The organism is Paenibacillus sp. DS2015 (assembly GCF_050433705.1).
Taxonomy (GTDB): domain Bacteria; phylum Bacillota; class Bacilli; order Paenibacillales; family Paenibacillaceae; genus Paenibacillus_AQ.
In genome coordinates this window covers 85,246-102,435 of sequence record NZ_JBNPWS010000019.1, presented here as the reverse complement: position 1 = coordinate 102,435, position 17,190 = coordinate 85,246, and the positions used below count along the sequence as shown (strand labels likewise).

At 42.6% G+C, this 17,190-nt stretch carries 15 protein-coding genes; 5 read left to right on the top strand and 10 right to left on the bottom strand.

Annotated features, from left to right (window positions below):
• The 10 genes from J2T13_RS16745 to J2T13_RS16700 form a co-directional block, all read right to left on the bottom strand.
• Positions 1-1,517 (bottom strand): DEAD/DEAH box helicase (locus tag J2T13_RS16745; RefSeq protein WP_429373269.1); only part of this gene is annotated, 1,517 nt, incomplete at its 3' end.
• 457 nt (positions 1,518-1,974) lie between these two features.
• Positions 1,975-3,645 carry an ABC1 kinase family protein gene (locus J2T13_RS16740; RefSeq protein ID WP_429373267.1) on the bottom strand — a complete coding sequence of 557 codons (1,671 nt, stop codon included), beginning with the start codon at positions 3,643-3,645 and terminating at the stop codon, positions 1,975-1,977.
• Entirely contained in the window at positions 3,645-3,983 is a 339-nt protein-coding gene (locus tag J2T13_RS16735; protein ID WP_429373265.1) for a phasin family protein, read from the bottom strand. Before J2T13_RS16735 ends, J2T13_RS16740 begins: the two co-directional genes overlap by 1 nt.
• A 102-nt stretch (positions 3,984-4,085) precedes the next feature.
• Positions 4,086-4,730 (bottom strand): ThuA domain-containing protein, encoded by a 645-nt coding sequence (locus J2T13_RS16730; RefSeq protein WP_429373263.1) that lies wholly within the window; start codon positions 4,728-4,730, stop codon positions 4,086-4,088.
• A 990-nt stretch (positions 4,731-5,720) separates the two neighbouring features.
• The gene (locus J2T13_RS16725; protein WP_429373261.1) at positions 5,721-6,563 is read right to left on the bottom strand and encodes a uroporphyrinogen-III synthase; all 843 of its coding nucleotides are present in this window, start codon (positions 6,561-6,563) and stop codon (positions 5,721-5,723) included.
• A 63-nt stretch (positions 6,564-6,626) separates the two neighbouring features.
• Positions 6,627-7,691, bottom strand: a complete 1,065-nt coding sequence (locus tag J2T13_RS16720; RefSeq protein WP_429373259.1) for a GerAB/ArcD/ProY family transporter — start codon at positions 7,689-7,691, stop codon at positions 6,627-6,629.
• A gap of 23 nt (positions 7,692-7,714) precedes the next feature.
• Positions 7,715-7,933 carry a hypothetical protein gene (locus tag J2T13_RS16715; RefSeq protein ID WP_429373257.1) on the bottom strand — a complete coding sequence of 73 codons (219 nt, stop codon included), beginning with the start codon at positions 7,931-7,933 and terminating at the stop codon, positions 7,715-7,717.
• On the bottom strand, positions 7,926-9,107 hold the full coding sequence (locus tag J2T13_RS16710; RefSeq protein WP_429373255.1) for a Ger(x)C family spore germination protein: 1,182 nt from the start codon (positions 9,105-9,107) through the stop codon (positions 7,926-7,928). The genes J2T13_RS16715 and J2T13_RS16710 overlap by 8 nt, the downstream gene beginning before the upstream one ends.
• 8 nt (positions 9,108-9,115) lie before the next feature.
• Positions 9,116-10,738, bottom strand: a complete 1,623-nt coding sequence (locus J2T13_RS16705; protein WP_429373253.1) for a spore germination protein — start codon at positions 10,736-10,738, stop codon at positions 9,116-9,118.
• A gap of 256 nt (positions 10,739-10,994) precedes the next feature.
• Positions 10,995-11,939, bottom strand: coding sequence for an aldo/keto reductase family protein (locus J2T13_RS16700; RefSeq protein ID WP_429373251.1), 945 nt, complete (start codon positions 11,937-11,939; stop codon positions 10,995-10,997).
• Positions 11,940-12,316: 377 nt separating this feature from the next.
• Here J2T13_RS16700 and J2T13_RS16695 point away from each other — a divergent pair, with 377 nt between their 5' ends.
• The 5 genes from J2T13_RS16695 to J2T13_RS16675 are packed head-to-tail and all read left to right on the top strand — an operon-like array spanning position 12,317 to position 17,034.
• Positions 12,317-13,093, top strand: coding sequence for a YheC/YheD family protein (locus J2T13_RS16695; protein WP_429373249.1), 777 nt, complete (start codon positions 12,317-12,319; stop codon positions 13,091-13,093).
• 5 nt (positions 13,094-13,098) lie between these two features.
• Entirely contained in the window at positions 13,099-13,998 is a 900-nt protein-coding gene (aepX, locus tag J2T13_RS16690; protein WP_429373248.1) for a phosphoenolpyruvate mutase, read from the top strand.
• Positions 13,995-15,131, top strand: coding sequence for a phosphonopyruvate decarboxylase (aepY, locus tag J2T13_RS16685; RefSeq protein ID WP_429373246.1), 1,137 nt, complete (start codon positions 13,995-13,997; stop codon positions 15,129-15,131). Before aepX ends, aepY begins: the two co-directional genes overlap by 4 nt.
• Positions 15,132-15,158: 27 nt before the next feature.
• Positions 15,159-16,301, top strand: a complete 1,143-nt coding sequence (locus J2T13_RS16680; protein ID WP_429373244.1) for a 2-aminoethylphosphonate aminotransferase — start codon at positions 15,159-15,161, stop codon at positions 16,299-16,301.
• The gene (locus J2T13_RS16675; RefSeq protein WP_429373242.1) at positions 16,288-17,034 is read left to right on the top strand and encodes a YheC/YheD family protein; all 747 of its coding nucleotides are present in this window, start codon (positions 16,288-16,290) and stop codon (positions 17,032-17,034) included. Before J2T13_RS16680 ends, J2T13_RS16675 begins: the two co-directional genes overlap by 14 nt.
• Positions 17,035-17,190 lie beyond the last annotated feature (156 nt).

The window sequence follows — 17,190 nt, the reverse complement described above, 5'->3', positions numbered from 1 at the left end:
CTACTTCCTCCGCGTGCTGCTTCGCCACCACGGCTACTTCCTCCGCGTGCTGCTTCGCCACCACGGCTACTTCCTCCGCGTGCTGCTTCGCCACCACGGCTACTTCCTCCGCGTGCTGCTTCGCCACCGCGGCCACTTCCTCCGCGTGCTGCTTCGCCACCGCGGCTACTTCCTCCGCGTGCTGCTTCGCCACCGCGGCCACTTCCTCCGCGTGCTGCTTCGCCACCGCGGCTACTTCCACCACGCGCTTCGCCTGCGCGGCCACTTCCTCCGCGTGCTTCACCTCTACGTCCACCGCTGCGATCGTCTCTACGACCGCGACCACCTTCGCTGTCGCTTCTAGATTTTTTGCCAGCAGAAGATGAGGTGCCCATTTTCTTGACTTCACCCACACCATCGATGTTCTCATAACGCATTTTTTCGATTTTGTGGCGTATTTCAAGTTCAATACGCTGTACTTCTGGCTTATCCTTAGGGTCAGCTAACGTAATCGCCACACCCTTATCACCTGCGCGACCTGTACGACCGATGCGGTGGATATAACTCTCCACATCATGCGGAATATCATAGTTAAATATGTGTGTAATGCCTTCAACATCCAGACCCCGTGCCGCCACATCCGTAGCTACGAGCAATTGAATTTTGGCTTCACGGAATTTCTTCATAACACCTTCCCGCTTACCTTGCGAAAGATCCCCATGAAGCTCGTCCGAATTATAACCAGCATCAATAAGTGCCTCATTAATCATTTTCGCACGACGTTTCGTACGGCAGAAAATAATAGCTAAATACGGGTTATACTCATTAAGCATGCTGAATAATGCTGCTTGCTTCGACCGATCAGAGCATTCCACAACCACTTGACGAATATGTTCAAGCGGTACGAGTGAATTCTCGCCTTTGATAATAATATCTTCTGCATCTGTCGTATAGGCTCCCGCGATCCGTTTAATCTCCGCAGGCATTGTAGCTGAGAACAACATTGTTTGACGACGATAAGGCAATGCTTGAATCAGAGTCTCAACATCATTCAAGAATCCCATATGGAGCATTTGATCCGCTTCATCTAACACGAGCATTTTGACTCCGTTTAGATCAAGTGTTCCACGTCCTAAGTGATCTAGTAAGCGACCTGGTGTACCAATGATCAGATGACGTCCACCTTCGAGCTTACGTAACTGCTTCTCTACATCTTGTCCACCGTAGACAGCAAGAATCTTAATGTCTGTATTGCGTGCAAGCTTCCGGGCTTCTTCCGTAATCTGTAGCGCTAACTCACGTGTCGGAGCTACAATTAAAGCCTGTGGATATTGACGATTAGGGTCTATCTTCATCAAGATAGGTAACATGAATGCAAGCGTCTTCCCTGTTCCTGTACGAGCACGGGTAATCACATCACGACCTGCTAACAACAGCGGAATCGCTTCATGCTGTACAGGCGTTGGATCGGTGATCCCTTGCACTTGAAGAACCTTAACTAGTTCTGGCGATATGCCTAAGTCTTGAAATTTCGGCAAATCCTTCACCTCATCTTATGTTTTATTTGTGTAATTTAAACGGCTGATCTTGCCAAGAGTCACAAGTCTATCTTCAACGGTAAAGTCATTCAACCGAAGGTTTACTGTTTAGTTAAGTAAATGTCCTATCGTTACTATAAGGGTTCCACTCGTGGCCAACGTTTCATACACAAGTTATGGAATAGTCTAAACCTTTGTGACTAGCTATCCTAACGCGTACCCCACACCTTATCTTGCACAAAATAATAAAGACCGACAACCTTATCACTCATGGTACATTGTAACACGTCAGTATGTAAGAAGAAACGGCTACGCCGTCCTTTCAAGGGACGGCATCCGTTTCTCGTAAAAATATAAGGATCATTTATTATGTACAACATATAAATTCTTATATTTCAAAAAAGGCCGGTAATCTGCATACCGACCTTACATTTTATATCTGATTATCGTATTAAATCTAGAATCTTCCAGATTTAAAAATACCATACAGCAACCATATCAGCATAAAGAAGGCTACACCGAATCCGATACCAATGACCGGGAAATGCCACAATATCGAAGGCTGATGATTGAGCGCCGACCCAACAATAAGCCCCACCATGATAATACTAAAGGCTAATAACACAATACTCATAGACAGCCGATTACTGATTTGATCCATTTTACGCATCACGGCCTGTAACTCAGGTATACTAATCTCAACTTTAAGTTTACCTTTACTAATGAGCGAAGAAATCTGCCTAGCCTGTCCTGGTAGTTCCAACATACTTTCAAGTAGGTTAGTCACTCCACCAAATACCTTTTTCTGTATTCGCCCCGTGCTGTAACGTTCTTTCAATAATTTCTTCCCAAAGGGCTCTGCCATGTCAATAATACTTAAAGAAGGATCCAATTTCTCAATTATACCTTCTAAAGTTAACAACGCTTTACCTAGTAACGTTAAATCCGGTGGAATCATAATCTGATGCTGCCTCGCCACACCAAACAAATCATTTAATGCTTTACCCATACTAATTTCTGCAAAAGGCACGTCATAATATTCATCGCGTAGCCGATCTAGATCTGCTCTAAGCGCGGAAATATCACCGTCATCGGGCAACAGACCTAACTTCAACACTGCCCGAACCATACCTTCTGTATTCTTACGCATTAATGCGATAATCAGTCCCGATAAGTGATCTTTCATATCACTACTTACACGCCCCACCATACCAAAATCAATAAAGGCAATACTCCCGTCTTTCCTTACCATGATATTGCCAGGGTGGGGATCGGCGTGAAAGAATCCTTCAACAAAAATTTGTTGAAGCATCCCATTCACAACACGCTCCGCAATTTCCTTCAAATCGTGGCCTTTATTGATTAATTCCTCACGACGACTAAGCATGATCCCATCCACAAATTCCATAGTAAGCACACGTGAAGAAGTATATTCCCAATAGATTCTTGGAATATGAATATGAGCATCCTTTGTAAATTGCAGTGCTATTTTCTCCGTATTACGTGCTTCTTGGCTGTAATCCAATTCTGCTAACATGGATTTAGAGAACTCCTGCACGATTCGAGAAAGCTGATATTGTCTAGCCCACTGCCAACGTTTCTCCGCTACAGCCGTAAGATCGCTTATAATATCAAGATCTCTACTCATCATTCGGATGACGCCTGGGCGTTGGATTTTGATGGCTACTCTTTCCCCAGTCTTTAGCTTAGCCATGTGAACTTGACCAATCGAAGCCGCTGCAATCGGCACATCTTCGAACCAAGACACCATACTCTGAATAGGTATATCTAATTCTTGCTCTAGAATCCCTCTTGCCGTATCCGATGAGAAAGGAGGAACTTGATCTTGTAACTTCACAAGCTCCTGAATAATAGGTTCAGGAAGTAAATCCGTTCGTGTACTTGCAAGTTGACCCAACTTAATAAATGTAGGTCCCAGATCCTCTAACACTAGCCGAATTCGCTCGCCTAATGTTTTGGATTCCACTGATTCGTGCGTAATCCAGCGGCGGGGAATCGTAAGAACTTGGAACAGACCTAGTTCTTCGACCATGTACCCGAACCCATGGCGTATGAGCGCCATGCCGATCTCCCTATAACGTCCCGTATGCCTAATACGTACGGCCATTATTCAACCTGTGGTGCTACCTGTTCTGCATGTGGTGCTTCTAGTTCCGAAATCTTCTGCTCCAAGACAGCGATACGCTGCTCTAGATTCGTGACATCACGGGTAGTAGGCACGTTAATCTCATGTAGTATTTTCTTAACCTGATCATTGATGACAGATTTGAACTGAGTCTGCTCTTCTTCACCACGTTCAATAAGACGGCTAACTAACGCTTTGGATTCATCCGGTGCAAGTTCCCCGCGCTTCACTAACTCATCCACGACTTTCTCAACCTTCTCCTTGCTAACCATCGTAAGGCCCCATCCCAAAGAAATAGCTTTCTTAAACAGATCACTCATGTTCATTACCTCCCATATCTTCTTATATCTTCTTATATCTTCTTATATCTTCATTTATAGTCTACTCCAAAAGGGAGCTAAGACGAAACCCAAGGTAAATAGCTATCTAGCCGTCCACTGCGCTGCTTGCAGAATAAGCTGTCCTATCACGGGGTGCATGAATGATGGCTCATGATGCCCTGCCATTAAGAACGATACACGCCCAAGACCATGTGCTTGAGTCCAAGCAGCCGGATGCCATGTATCACCTAATTTATATTCCAATAAAATGTCTTTCTCCGTAAACGTATCAAATTCAAATTGGAATGGTTCTTCTTCCATCTCAAAAGATTCAATACCCGCCGTGATATCGTGATCTTCTCCGCTCACACGGAAGGACAACGGCTGGTATGCGAGATGCCCATTAAATTTGGCCCCCATAAGTTGCGATAATTCGTAACGATCTCCTAATGAGATCCCGTTATGAATAATCAGCAAACCGCCTCCGTTACTTACATAAGATAAAAGTCCCGCAGTTTGCTGTGGGGATATTTTCTCATCCCATAGATCAACATAAGATATAACAAGATCAAATTGTTGAATATTATTACTTAGTAACATATTCTTATTCTCACTACATTGTACAGTCATCACATCGTTCAAGATGTGACTAATCTGCGTATCAACCCCTTGTAGAGGATGAAACTTAGGATGCGTATAGCTCCCTAGTAGTAGACACTTCTTATTTGTATTAGTATTTGTATTCATGCAATACTCCTCCTTCTCTTACCAAAGCAAAGCCTGTCCAGCATAATCTACAACACTGCATCTTTACCTTGTCTCACATCTTAGTTAATATGCTCAACTTATGACTCGCGGTGTGGATCATTGGAACTCCATATGTAAGTTCAAGAATGATCTCTTTAGCAACCTAACCGACACTATAGATCGCTCCTAATATCTAATTTCACACTATAATGTGTTAGGAAATTATTCGCTCAAGATCTTCAAAGATCCGTTATTCAAAAAGATATTCAGAAAGATATCCAACAACAAATACAACTAGCCAACAATCTATAATGTTAACTAAGCTAAGATCTTTATCACGGTCCCGAATTACACTTACTGTTCCTTATCATCCTCTATCCACCTGCTTATTATGCTCATAATAGCATTCCACACGAAAAAGAAAAAAACCTCTTTATATGGTAGAAGCATCCCAATTCCCACATTAATAACTCCTAATGTTACCAGAATACTCATCTGATCTCCAGTATTCAGCTCTAAAATGCTAATAAGACAATTATACTCTTATATTTCTCTTTAGTACTTCTAATTGGATTATTATCTTTGGTAACGCTTCCATTAAGGAGGATAACACGTATGGTTCGAATTAAATAGGGAGGCACGCGAAAAATCACACATCATAAAGCCGCAATCGTTCCCCTTAGGAATAAAGCTGCGACTCTATGTCTACAATTCTTTAACTCGATCCACCCTCGTCATACTTTTCTCGAACACGTTATTTAAGGCTGCGAGTTTCGAGTTTACGCGGATCAAATATGTTTCCCTACCCCTCAATGAATTAAATAGATAAGCTAAGTATAGGAAGGATATGTATTCGTTGTGTTATCTAATTGTAAATAGCATGTTTACTAATCTCCCTCATCAAAAAAAGGCGCCCCCCCTTTGGGATGCACCTGCTAAATTTAGGACTTTAATTCATTATCAGCTTACTAAAAATAGATAAAATATGAATTATTCCTGATCATACGTAGCCGCGGCCACTTCAGACTGAGCTAAGAAATAACGACCTAACGCCACCATCATGCTACCCATGCGTTCTTCCTCGGGTATAACAATCCGCTCAATCCCCTCTTCCTTAAGTGCCTGTGCTGTAATTGTACCGACTGCAACGGCCACTACAGATTCGGCAAATGCCTCTACGAGTATGGACAATTGGCCCTGCTCACGAGCATACTCAGCTAAGAATCGAAATTGCGGTGCACTCGTGAAAGTCACAGCATCCACTTTAGCGCCAACAATATCTGCCACTAGTTGCTCGAGCTGTTCTTTCTCTGGAGGAACATGCCGATACGGTAAGAGTTGTCTTGACACTGCCCCTTGCTCTTTCAACCACGCCATCAACTTCGGCGCTGGATCCCCGTGAAGCTGAACAATCACACGAACCCCTTTAAGATCATAAGGCTCAAAAGACCGAATGAGACCCGCCGTACTTCCATCATCATCCCGCACCACAGGCGTTAAATTATGTTTGCGCAGCGCATTCACTGTCTTATACCCTCTAGCAGCAATTGATGATTGAGCTAATGCTGCTAGAAACTTCTCCGTAAGACCCATCCGATCAGCCATCTCAAGAATAGCATTCAGCCCTACACCTGTCGTTAGAATAACCCATTGTGGTGGGTTCTCTATCCATGATTGGATTCCTTCACGAAGCATGTCATCGTCGAGAAATACGGTTCCCTGACTTGGACGATATAATGGAGTTCCGCCCATCTTTTCTACCAAGGTACCCATTTCAGCAGTTTTACGGGAAGCTGCCAAGGCCACCACTTTGCCCTTCATATTCTGCGCCATATGTATCCTCTTTTCCTTGTTGGATTTGCTACATTTTATTGTATCACCTTTAAGCTCCATTGTTTATGGTTTCAGGGACGCTTTACGAGGTCTAAGCATCGCAAAAATCCCAATGGGAATAATAATTTCAAATATAATCGCTATCCAGGTCCACTCATTATTAAAATCCAACACTTGGAGCGCGTCTTGAAAGAACCACGCTGAACAAGAAAATGCCAGTAAACCCACAGGCGCTACCATCATCTTACCAGATACCGAGGGAATCATAACTTTAAGCCCATAACAAATAACATACAGCGTTATGGCCATGTTAATAAGGATGAGAGGGTACCATAAGGAGACCAACAGAAGATCAAATCGATCCATAAAGTCTGTTATTCTAACTTGCCTAACTAATTCATAAGTAGGATACATGAGTCTTTCAGCAATGGGTACTCCTACGACTAATATGAGCATGACCGCTACCAGTATAACCAAAAAAGTGCCTATCAAGAGTGAGTACAGAGGATCGCGATAACGATAGTCTTTACTAGAAATGATGAAGGGAAGCGCAATAATCTGACCTGTTGACGATAAGACGAGCCAAGTCCCCTGACCAATTCCCTTCATATCCAGATCTAAGATTGGCATAACATTACCTACATTGAAATCTTTAAATAATAGGATCACCATAAAAAGAAGACCCCACATAAAAATGGGCCCCAATAACTCTGTCAGAGAGAACAAAGTCTGTATCCCTCCCCGTGTTATAAAGACGACTGTAACTACAAGACATATAGCAATAAAAAACAACGGTGTTTCTGGTAGGAGTATCACATTGGTATAGTCATTCATAATCCTTATATCACGAGCTAATATGTACAAGAAAAATAAAAGATAGAGGTAACCTATCCCTCTTCCAAGCACCGGAAACCTTATCGTGAGCGATTGAAATAAATCCTGATTGGGAAACCGCTTTGCACTCCTCATTAGCATCCATAAGATGACAATAAATACTGTAGTAGCTAGTATATAAGATATATAAATATGCTGTTTCGCAGGCATAATAGCTGACACCCGGTCTATGGCAAATGGTAACACGTAAATGATACCCAGAATAACAATCTGACGAGAGGTTATTCTATTCACATTAGTTTCCTCCTATTCCTCTCTTAATCAAAGGGTGCCCACCGCTCAATGATTCTCGCGATCCATACGGTTGGACGTATACTATCCTCGTAGATCACCGCCCATACAAAAATAGCTAAACTTAAAATCAACACAGAACAAGCAAGCCACCGATTAGATGACGGAAGTGTTCGCAGAACCCTCCAATCGAGCAACAATATCAGAACTATAATGATTATGAATATCACTATTGGATTAATCATGAATGATCTCCTTTGATGGTATTCCCATCGGCTCAAGCGCTTGACCTTCCGTCTCAATCTCAATCTCAGCCTCAACTTCTACTTTGACTAGGGGATATATATCCTCCCATCTATCCTTCAGACGATTCCAATCCTTCGGTTTTTTGTGGTATATTACCTGTCCAAATCCTAATGTATCCGCATGATATTGCTGAATAATCGCCAGAGACTGGGTTAAGTCTTGTTTAACTTTCGCTTCGGCCACTTGTTCCAATTCGCTCATAGATATATCGTCATAAGGACTATAATTCGATGCATTCTCGGTAACTTTTCCTCTCATATGAATATGAATTAGCATCGCTACATGATCTTCTTTTACTTGGGGTACCATCTTTACAACATTCTCTCTAAACGCAACTAATAGAAGCCCTTTACCCCTGGGAGCAGGAATATTCATTTCTAAATCTCTGTCTTCATTCATTCCAATGAGCATCACCTTGGCCATATCACCCTTCAACGTTCCTACCATTCGATCACCTTTAAATATAGCCAGACCCACAGCTTGAATATTCGTTTTGGACTCACCTACATGGGGAGGGACTGATTCGCCAATCCTGAATAGAGGTAATACGGGGTCAATTCCTTCAGTCAACAGATCCGTCAGTAACTTTTTGATTGTAATCGCCTTTTTCGTATAGTTACTAATAAGTTCTCGAACCATTTCTGTGGGAAATTGTTCCATCGGTGCATCGCTATTTAATACTTTATAAGCGGGTCCCTCTGTCACCGCCACCATAGAAAGCAGTCTATTCTGAGGTGTTCTCAAAGAAGCATCCATGATCATAGATATTCCTGAGCGTGCCATCTCCTCTCCTATGAGTAGAGAACGACGGTGCGAATAGTTGAGCGTACGTGAATTACCTCTTTGAGTCTCTACGTTTGCCAAGTGAACGGTTTTGCCTAATTTAGATTCCATATACCATGCTTTACCTCCGCCAGCCTCCCCCTTGCCTCCTGCCCCTCCGAGCTGTGATGGTAGAGCAATCTGTACACTAGTACGGAACAGTGTCCCTTCCTTATCCACTGCTGAACCTAATACAAAGGCAATATCATTTATTTCTTTACGATCCCAGCAACCTGATACAAAGATAGGACAGACCAGTAACATTCCAGTTAGGATCCACATTTTTCTCATTGTTGCATTCACCAACTTTTTTCCGGTTTAGGTACACCATTTATATCTTTTTTCATTCGCTGCCTGTTACTCTTAGCCATTCCTTCGGGTCGATTAATCATTTTCCACCAAGGAGCTCGAACGAATATATCCTTTTGATCCTCTTTGGAATATGGACTTAATCCAGTTAGATACGGAACTCCAAAGGATGTAAGTTGTGATAAATGTACTAAAATCCACGTCGTAGTAATAATCATTCCGAATAGACCGAAACAACCTGCCATGATCATCAACGGAAACCGTAATAAGCGAACCGTAATAGCCAGATTAAACCGTGGAATCGTAAAGGATGCAATGCCTGTTAAGGACACCACGATCACCATAGGTGCAGATACAATCCCTGCCTCCACTGCCGCCTGTCCAATGACGAGTGCACCCAGAATACTCACCGCTTGCCCTACTGTTTTGGGAAGCCTAATTCCCGCCTCTCGCAGAGCTTCAAAGGCAATCTCCATCATTAACGCTTCAATAAGTGCTGGAAAAGGAATAGCCTCCCGAGCTGCCGCCACACTTAAGATGAGTGTCGAGGGTAACATATCCTGATGAAATGTGGTCACAGCAATGTAGAGTCCTGGCAAGAAGATAGCGATAAGCAAGAAAAGGTAGCGAAGAAACCGCACAAAATTACTAATAAAGAATCGTTCGTAATAATCTTCACTTGCCTGCATTAATTGCCATATTGTCACTGGTCCGATCAAGGCAAACGGTGTTCCATCTACTAAAATGGCAAATCTCCCTTCCAGCAATTGTGCAGCAATCGTATCGGGTCGTTCCGTGTATTGTACCTGTGGAAAGGGGGAATATGGATGATCTTCAATTAGTTCCTCTATATAACCTGATTCTAGTACTCCATCGATCTTGATATCCTTTAATCGCTTCTTGATATCCCGAAGCCGTTTAGGATCGATTAATCCATCAATATAGGTCAAGACTACATCTGTCTTTGTCTCTTCACCCATAACAAAGCTAACCATCTTGAGTTTAGGGTTCTTTACCCTAAAGCGAAGTAGAGCTGTATTCACCCTCAGCGTTTCAGTAAAACCCTCCCTTGGACCACGGATAACCGATTCCGTCTGAGGTTCCTCAACTCCACGTCTCGTGCCCCCCTTTACATTGAAAAGGTAGGCTTCACTCTCACCATCCATCAGAAGCACGACACCTGCGTTAATAATAGAAGAAATGATCTCCCCCCAATGAGTAGCCCTTGTAGCTTGTAAGAGAGATATACACGTGTCATCAAAAGATAATACAGAATCCTTACCTTCCTTATCTTCTTTATCTTCTTTATTTCCGTTTTCTTCATCCTCTACATAGCTTTGGATAAGGGGTCTCAGCATATACATTTCAATCTCTTGCGAGTCCACAATTCCCTCGATATAGAATATTACGGCATCCCTTCCTTGAGCTACTTGAACATTTCGATATACCATATCTGAACAATCCGCAAAAATTTGTTTCGCTGTCTCTATATTGCGGTCTAGTTCTTTCTGAAGAGGCTCCTTCTCAATCGGTGGAGCTGGAAGACCTAACACAGACTTAGAGGACACGCCTGTATTGGATAGTAAGCCCTGAGACTTTTTTGACTTGTTCATATGCTCTTCTCACCTCCATCGCTCCGTAATGTATACATTTATCCAATAGCATGTTCCATATTTATGAAAACTATGTATGATTAAGAAATTGAAATTTCCTCATCCACGTTTTTTATTTAGGAAGATAGGATAATTGTTTATGTACTCTAACCACAAAAAGGCACGTAGGTAAAAACCCTACGTGCCTTGATATATATCCGTTATGTGTAGCTATATGCTGCAGAATACACTTGAATCATGATGAGTTCACCCCTTATCATGATTCACCCAAGATACCCTCTATTTGCTCTAGTACGGAATCTGTTAATGTAACACCTGATGCCTTCGCATTCTCGATCACTTGTTCAGGACGACTGGCACCCACTAGAGCACTTGCCACATTATCCTTACGTAGAATCCATGCTATGGCTAACTGACCTACCGTCAAACCAATCTCTTCAGCAGTCACAGCTAATTGGTTCACTTGGTTAATCCTGTTCTCTGTAATTCCATTCTTCATTTGATCTAACTTCGCTGCACGGCTGTTCTCAGGAACATGGTCCATAGATGTATATTTACCTGTCAATACACCTTGTGCGAGTGGAGAGAATACAACTTGACCTATACCCTTCTGTTCGCCAAGCGGTATAATTTCCTTCTCAATATAACGCTGGAACATATTATATACGGGCTGATTGACAACAATACGATCTAGTAAATAACGATCAGATACGCCAAAAGAGGCCTCCATCTGCGCAGCCGTCCATTCACTCACACCTAGATATAATACTTTACCTTGTCGGACTAAATCATCCAGTGCTCGCATCGTTTCTTCCAGCGGCGTCTCGGGATCATAGCGGTGACAATAAAAAATATCAACATAATCTTTATTAAGTCGTTTCAGACTGGCATTGGCTTGCTCCATAATATGTTTACGAGACAATCCACGATCATTCGGACCCTCACCCATCTGGCCATAAGCTTTAGTAGCTAGAACGTATGATTCCCGCGGATAAGAACTCAGCGTCTCACCCACCACTTCCTCTGCAGCACCCTTTTCATATACATTGGCAGTATCAAAAAAGTTGATTCCGAGCTCATACGCGGTTTGAATAGACTTTACCGCATTCTCTCGCTCCACATAACCTCCATATGTTAGCCAACTCCCCAAACTAATCTCGCTGACTTTGAGTCCACTTTTTCCTAATCTACGGTATTCCATAATTATAATTCCTCCTATTTCCAAATGGGAATATGTATCTTTTCTTCTCATTCATTGTATGAAATTACCTGTGAAAAGACCAGTGTTAGGCTTCTTTACTATAAGAACTACGCCCATTAATAATAGAATAACCAGATAAACGACTACGTTGTCATAAAAAATCCGCCCAACAGATTCTAAATCTATTGGGCGGTTGTATTTTATTTTTCAGAAGTAGGCCTATGCAGTGTTTAGGCAGAGTCTTACCTCCATAGTATGTTATTGGATTTAAGAATCGTGGTACTCACGAAGGAGGATATTATGAATATATTTCCTGATCTAGTAGCATCGACAACCCCTATATACAGTCATAACGTTTGTTGTCATGAAATGAATGTATGGCATATCCAAAGGTTGTGGTATCCATGTCGAAGAGGAAAATAAAAGGAAAAATGATTAAGCATGAGCGCATGAAAAAAATACCTTCCCTGTACCCTCATATACCGAAAACAAAGTGGCTCACACCTTCAAGGGCTCTACACATGCTGAAATCACATTCTACCATTTTTTTGAAACCAGACAACGGCAGTGGTGGATCGGGAATTCTCAAGATCCGAAACACTTCTACCCATGATTATGAAATCCGGCAGGGAGAGACACGGAAACGTGTTGGGCAGCACACGTTGTATCGGACTTTAAAAAAGTATCAAAAATCGCCCAAAAAATATATCGTACAACGGGGCATCCATTTAGGGAAATACCACGGAAGAGTATTTGATATTAGGATGTATTTACAGAAACCTCAGTCTGAATGGGGCATCTCCGGTATGGTAGCTCGAATTGCCCCCAAACACCGCTACATTACCAATTACCACAAAGGAGGACAGGCGGCAACGTTGGATAAGGTACTGCTTCCGCTATTTGAGGATAACACCGAAAAGGTGAATGACTGTATTGAAAAATTAAGAACTATCTCACTGACCATTGCCGATACGCTCACCAAGCAGTTTCCGGATACACGCGAGTTTGGCATTGATCTAGCCGTGGACAGCAACAGACGGATATGGATCATAGAGGCGAATACAAGACCTCAACACAATCTTTTCACCAAACTATCTAACAAAGAGATGCTCTATACAATCAGGCATAACAAAAAATTGATAAAGAAAGGATAGATCCGATGAATAAATCGACTCAATTAAAGCGTATCTTTCAATCTCAGAGTACGGAATATTTAATGGAAGCCCACAATGGCTTATCTGCGAAAATCGTGGAAGAAGCTGGATTTAAAGGAATTTGGGCTAGCGGACTATCCATTTCATCATCGATGGGCGTTAGGGATAGTAACGAAGCATCATGGACACAAGTGCTTGATGTGCTTGAGTTCATGAGCGATGCGACCAAGATACCTATATTGCTTGATGGAGATACGGGTTACGGAAACTTTAATAATGCGAGAAGACTTGTAAAAAAACTAGAGCAGCGTAATATCGCAGGCGTATGTATCGAAGATAAACTTTTTCCGAAGACAAATTCCTTCATCGACAACGGGCCACAACCTCTTGCCGATATCGATGAGTTCTGTGGAAAAATAAAATCGATGAAAGACACCCAAGCCGATGAAGACTTTACTGTCGTCGCTAGAGTTGAAGCCTTTATTGCAGGCTTCGGTCTCGAAGAAACGCTGCGGCGAGCCGAGGCATATGAACGTGCCGGAGCGGATGCAATTCTGGTGCATAGTAAACGGCAAGATGCCTCTGAGATTGAATTATTCATGAATGCGTGGAAGAGTAAAACCCCTATTATTATTGTACCCACCAAATATTATTCCACGCCGACATCCTTGTTTAAAGAACTGGGAGTTAGCACCATCATCTGGGCTAACCATAATCTACGAGCTTCCATTGACGCGATGCAGACCATATCCCGTACCATTTACCAAGATGAGAATCTACTTGCTGTAGAGAATACCGTAGCCACCGTAGAAGAGATCTTTCGAATCCAGCAAGTTGAAGAGCTAAAGACCGCCGAAAATAAATATCTCCCTAAATCACAGAAGGTCCGAGATGACACCCTATGATCGACACCAAACAATTTGGAGAAGAACTGAAACAATCCGGGTTTTCTTTTTATACTGGAGTTCCCTGCTCCTTTCTGAAGAACCTGATCAATTATGCAATAAATGATTGTGAATATGTGGGCGCGACGAACGAAGGCGATGCTATAGCCATTGCAAGTGGCGCTTATTTGGGTGGGAAATACCCCGTTGTTCTCATGCAGAATTCGGGGCTTGCGAATGCTGTCTCACCCTTGGTATCTCTGAATTATACGTTCAGAATCCCACTACTTGGGTTCGTCAGCCTCCGCGGTGAGCCAGGGATTCCGGACGAACCACAACACGAATTGATGGGCCAAATTACCACGCAGTTGCTAGATCTGATGGAAGTAAGTTGGGCGTATTTATCTTCAGATATCACGAAGGTGAAAGAGCAGATACAGAAAGCTATTGAACATATCAAGCGAGACCGCCCTTTCTTCTTTGTCGTTAAAAAAGGGACATTTCAGGAGGAAATCCTACAGAACCAGGCACTTAAACTCACAACTCATCCCTTCAAACGAATCAAAAGCACCGCAGACGAGTTACCCAAACGTTACGAAGCTCTTTCCACTATTCATTCGCTAAAGGACAACAACACCGTGCATCTTGCCACAACCGGAAAGACGGGGCGAGAATTATACGAAGTTGAAGACGATGCTGGAAATTTCTACATGGTAGGTTCTATGGGATGTATCAGTTCGATCGGACTTGGATTAGCATTATCCCAGAATCATAAAGATATCGTCGTCATTGACGGAGACGGCTCCCTACTCATGCGCATGGGCTCTCTGGCGACTAACGGATATTACAGCCCTCCAAATATGCTCCATATTCTGCTTGATAATAACGCGCACGACTCGACCGGCGGGCAAAAGACCGTCTCTGACAATATTGACTTTATCGGAATTACTGCAGCTTGCGGCTATACGAAATCCTTATACGTTCACAATTTAGAACAATTGCATTCCTCCATCATGGCGTGGAAAGCGGAGAAAGGTCTAACCTTTCTTTATCTGAAAATCGCCCCAGGCTCCAAGAAAGATCTCGCTCGACCTCATATCAAACCCTATGAAGTCAAGAATCGATTACGTAAGTTCTTAAACTCTGACTCTTAAGTCAAGTCAACAAGGGGAAGATCAACCATGGGAAATGTAAAAAGAAATATTCTGCTTACCCCCGGTCCCGCAACAACAACAGACACAGTTAAATTTGCCCAGGTGGTACCTGACATTTGCCCCCGTGAGACAGAGTTCGGTGAATTGATGGGTTCTATTTCTACCCATTTGACAAAGATTGTAGCTGATGAGAAACAATACACTACTGTATTGTTTGGGGGTTCGGGAACAGCGGCAGTGGATTCCGTGCTAAGCTCCGTCATAGGTGAGGATACCGTCATTATCATTAATAATGGCGCCTACGGGAAACGTATGTGCGAAATCGCTACAGTGTACGGATTACACTTCCTTGAATTTGTAAGTCCTCCCGATCAGCCAGTGGACTTGGCTGCTTTGGAGGAATTGCTTCACAGTACCCATAGTCCGATCTCACATCTAGCTTTAGTTCATCATGAGACAACTACGGGTCTATTAAATGACGTCGGATCTATAGGGCGTCTGTGCCAGAAATACCAGGTAAAGCTAATCGTGGATGCTATAAGTTCATTTGGAGCCGTTCCTATTCACATGGAAGCTATGAACATCAGTTATATCGTGGCAAGCTCTAATAAGAACGTCCAAGGATTACCGGGTGTATCTTTTATTATTGCTAGCAAACAAAATTTGGAGGAACTCAATCAGGTCCGTCCGAGAAGTTATTACTTGAATTTGTATGCTCAATATAAGTATTTCAATCAGTATCAACAGATGCGATTCACCGCCCCCATTCAGACTCTATATGCGCTCCATCAGGCCATTCATGAATTGATGCTTGAGGGTGTCGAGCAAAGATATGAGCGATATACAAAATCATGGGAATCGTTGATCCATGGCATACATCGATTGGGGTTAAATCATATCGTTCGAGAAGAATGCCATTCTAAATTGGTAACTTCCATTACCGAACCCGATTGTGATGGATACGATTTTCAGAAGATGCATGACTTTTTTTATACGAAGGGATTTACGATTTATCCTGGAAAAGTTGAGAACCTAAATACCTTCCGAATCGCGAATATTGGAGATATTACCCATATAGATATTTATGCATTCTTAGTGCTACTTGAAATTTATTTGCAAGATATCGGATTTCCTTCACGAAAGGTGGCAAATCCTTATGAAACTGAGTAAGAACAAATGGCTTAAATACAAATTTATGGAGGAGTCTTCTTCATTAGCATCCCACCTACCTCGCACGCAACAGTTCTCATACCCATCACTTCAAGAACTGATCAACAAGTATGGTCAAGTCGTCGTTAAACCGATCGGCGGTAGCCGGGGACGTGGGGTGTATCAAGTAAGAAATTTAGGGGGAGAACATGGATACGAGGTCCATATTGAAAATAAAAAACTTGATTTCAGTAGTCTGGACGATGCTTATAGTTACCTAAAGAACCATATCAGCAGTTCACACAATTATATGGTACAGCGCCTTATTTCGCGGGCTACGGTCCATGGTCGTCCTTTTGATATGCGAATCATTGTACAACGCAGACATCACCATACTACATGGAAAGTGACAGGTAAAGTAGCTAAGATAGCCGGTAAGGGGTACATCGTATCCAACATTGGCAGAAGCCATGGAAAGCTGATGCTGGTAAGATCAGCACTGAAAGAGTCATCGCTCAGACACAAATCGAAAACCAAGTTAACAAACAGAATTGAACGTGTAGTATTACGAACGGCCAAGCGGATGGAGCTCTTATTCCCTGGGCATCGTATTTACGGGCTAGACATTGGATTCGATCAGGACGGTTACGTCTGGATCATCGAAGCGAACCTGTTTCCGTCAAGTTCCCATTTCAAGATGCTTAAAGACAAAAAGATGTATCGTCGAATTTCCTCTTACAAACATGACCATTAGGAACGAAACCCTAATCTATTTACAAACTACTTTATGCAACCATTGTTAACCATGTAGAAACGGCAATGCCGTCCTTTTTTCGAAGACGGCACCCGTTTCAGCAGTAATATAAGGAATAGAGTATCAAGAATCAATTTCATAATTACGCAAATCGAT

Excerpts from the sequence above, each read along its gene's own strand:
- J2T13_RS16710 (WP_429373255.1), bottom strand. The coding sequence starts at position 9,107 with ATGAGAAAAATGTGGATCCTAACTGGAATGTTACTGGTCTGTCCTATC.
- J2T13_RS16725 (WP_429373261.1), bottom strand. The coding sequence starts at position 6,563 with ATGGCGCAGAATATGAAGGGCAAAGTGGTGGCCTTGGCAGCTTCCCGT.
- J2T13_RS16740 (WP_429373267.1), bottom strand. The coding sequence starts at position 3,645 with ATGGCCGTACGTATTAGGCATACGGGACGTTATAGGGAGATCGGCATG.
- J2T13_RS16700 (WP_429373251.1), bottom strand. The coding sequence starts at position 11,939 with ATGGAATACCGTAGATTAGGAAAAAGTGGACTCAAAGTCAGCGAGATT.
- J2T13_RS16680 (WP_429373244.1), top strand. The coding sequence starts at position 15,159 with ATGGGAAATGTAAAAAGAAATATTCTGCTTACCCCCGGTCCCGCAACA.
- J2T13_RS16695 (WP_429373249.1), top strand. The coding sequence starts at position 12,317 with ATGGCATATCCAAAGGTTGTGGTATCCATGTCGAAGAGGAAAATAAAA.
- aepX (WP_429373248.1), top strand. The coding sequence starts at position 13,099 with ATGAATAAATCGACTCAATTAAAGCGTATCTTTCAATCTCAGAGTACG.
- J2T13_RS16715 (WP_429373257.1), bottom strand. The coding sequence starts at position 7,933 with ATGATTAATCCAATAGTGATATTCATAATCATTATAGTTCTGATATTG.
- J2T13_RS16675 (WP_429373242.1), top strand. The coding sequence starts at position 16,288 with ATGAAACTGAGTAAGAACAAATGGCTTAAATACAAATTTATGGAGGAG.
- aepY (WP_429373246.1), top strand. The coding sequence starts at position 13,995 with ATGATCGACACCAAACAATTTGGAGAAGAACTGAAACAATCCGGGTTT.
- J2T13_RS16730 (WP_429373263.1), bottom strand. The coding sequence starts at position 4,730 with ATGAATACAAATACTAATACAAATAAGAAGTGTCTACTACTAGGGAGC.
- J2T13_RS16705 (WP_429373253.1), bottom strand. The coding sequence starts at position 10,738 with ATGAACAAGTCAAAAAAGTCTCAGGGCTTACTATCCAATACAGGCGTG.
- J2T13_RS16735 (WP_429373265.1), bottom strand. The coding sequence starts at position 3,983 with ATGAGTGATCTGTTTAAGAAAGCTATTTCTTTGGGATGGGGCCTTACG.